The 1,749-nt window shown below is 72.4% G+C and carries 1 protein-coding gene and 1 pseudogene; one reads left to right on the plus strand and one right to left on the minus strand.

The window, feature by feature from the left end:
- Window positions 1-133 precede the first annotated feature (133 nt).
- A complete protein-coding gene (locus AC1MIR_RS10895; RefSeq protein WP_480028180.1) occupies window positions 134-841 on the minus strand; it encodes a ribonuclease activity regulator RraA in 708 nt (235 codons plus the stop codon).
- 396 nt (window positions 842-1,237) lie between these two features.
- Here AC1MIR_RS10895 and AC1MIR_RS10900 point away from each other — a divergent pair.
- Window positions 1,238-1,749, plus strand: a pseudogene (locus tag AC1MIR_RS10900) (hypothetical protein); the annotation flags it as partial.

A 1,749-nucleotide genomic window follows, 5' to 3' on the forward strand; every position in this document is an offset into this window, starting at 1 on the left:
GGGCCGGGGGGGGAGGACGCCGGCCGGCCCCAGCCCCCCCCCCCCCCCCGCCGCGCGGCCGGCGGGGCGCCCCCCGCCCTGAGGCGCGCCCGGCGGCGTCTTGCCGCCAGGCGAGCCCGGCAGCGTCCTGCCGTCAGGCGCGCCCAGCGGCCTTATCGGCCTCGTAGCGCGCCTTGTGCTCGGCATTCGCCGGATAGAGGCCGGGCAGGGCGAGGCCCTTGTTGACCTCCTTCATGATCCAGCCCTCCAGCCGCTCCTGCTCCACCGCGGCCTCAGTCACGGCCTCCAGCATCGCCTGCGGGATCACGACAGCGCCGTCGCCGTCGGCCACCACGATGTCGCCCGGCACCACGGTCACGCCGCCGCAGCCGATCGTCTCCTGCCAGCCGACGAAGTTCAGCGCGGCGACCGAGGCCGGCGCCACATAGCCCTGGCAGAACACCGGCAGGCCGGTGCCGATCACGCCCTGCCCGTCGCGCACCATGCCGTCCGTCACCAGGCCCGCGACGCCCTTCACCTTCATGCGCGCGCAGAGGATGTCGCCGAAGATGCCGGCGGTGGTGAGCCCCATCGCATCCGCGATGGCGACGCAGCCCTCCGGCATGTCCTCGATCGCCGCGCGGGTCGAGCGCGGGGAGGACCAGCTGTCCACGGTCGCGAGATCCTCCCGCGTCGGGGTGAAGCGGAGCGTGAAGGCCGGGCCGACGATGCGCGCGAAATTGCCCGGCACGATCGGCCGCGCGCCGTTCACGTAGCAGAAGCGCACGCCCTTCTTCAGCAGCACCGTCGTCAGGGTGGCGGTCGTCACGCCCATCAGGGCGGCCTTGATGTCGGGGGTCATGCGGGGAGCTCCGTGCGGCAGGATGCGGCGGGCTTGAAACGCCGCCGCTTCCGGCGCGTCAACCCATCGGCCCGCGCGTCTGCCGCCGCGGACCGGCGGCGGCAGCGCCCGATCACGGGAAAGAGAGGCATCGCCCCGCGGGAGCACAGACAGGTCTGGAAAAAGCATACAAAGGCTTCAATTCAGGTTGATCAGGGAACGCTTTGACCTTCGGGCCATATACGGGCACATTGCACCGCATCATCGCGGCAGGCATCCACCGGGCCGTACCAACTCCGGCGTTCTGTCGGGAATTTTGACTTGCCGTTCCTTCGCGGCTGTCTGCCAAATTCTCAATGATATTTGGCGATCGTATTCGGAATATCCAGGGAACGCCGTCTTGACCGGATTCGGGGAGTGAGAACGATTCCTGCAACGCCACAGCACCCCGCGCCCGCCCACCCCGCCCCGGCCACCGGGCCGGTTCATGCCGCGCAACGTCCCGCCACGCTGCGGGCGGCGGCACCGGCGATCTACTACGCCTCGCCGCTGGTGATCGGCACCGGCGCGGCGGCGGAGGCCCAGCTGGCGCGCATCGCGGCCATGGGCTTCGACACACTGCTGATCGCCCCGCCCTGCCAGCCCGGGCTGAGCGGCAGCCCCTTCGACATCGTCGATTTCGACCGGGTGCATCCCGCCCTCGGCGGCGGGGCGACACGCGACTACCTGCGCGCGCTGGCCGCCGCGCTGGAGCCGCATGGGATGGCCCTGGCGGTGGACCTGCCGCTGCACCGGATCGCGGCGGATTCGCCGCTGGTCGCGGCCCATCCCGAGTTGTTCCGCCCGGCGGCCGGCCGTGGCGAGGCGCCGCCCGATCCGCGCCGCCCGATGCCGCACCCCGCGCGCGCCGCGGCCCGCGGCCGGCGCGC

It is taken from the genome of Falsiroseomonas sp. RANM36 (genome assembly GCF_056682175.1).